General features: G+C 75.7%; 1 protein-coding gene. It reads left to right on the top strand.

Annotated elements, in window-relative coordinates; all coding sequences use genetic code 11:
• The coding region (locus tag HA630_RS01995; RefSeq protein ID WP_166832193.1) for an ATP-binding cassette domain-containing protein at window positions 1–218 on the top strand (218 nt) is incomplete at both ends.

Below are 218 nucleotides of genomic sequence, written 5' to 3'. Positions count from 1 at the left end.
GCGCGCAAGGCGGCGCAGGCCCAGGCCAGCGCCTGGCTGGCCGAGCGCGGCCTGGCCGACTGGGCCGACCGCGCCATCGGCAGCCTGAGCCAGGGTCAGCGCCAGCACGTCTGTTGGCTGGCTCTGCTGATCGCCGCGCCCCGGGTGCTGCTGCTGGACGAACCCTACGCCAGCCTGGACCTGCCCGGCCAGGCGCGCCTGCACCGCGAAATCGACCG

It is taken from the genome of Aquabacterium sp. A08 (genome assembly GCF_011742065.1).
The sequence above is the reverse complement of the archived record's forward strand: the minus strand, read 5'-3'. Positions and strand labels throughout refer to the sequence as shown.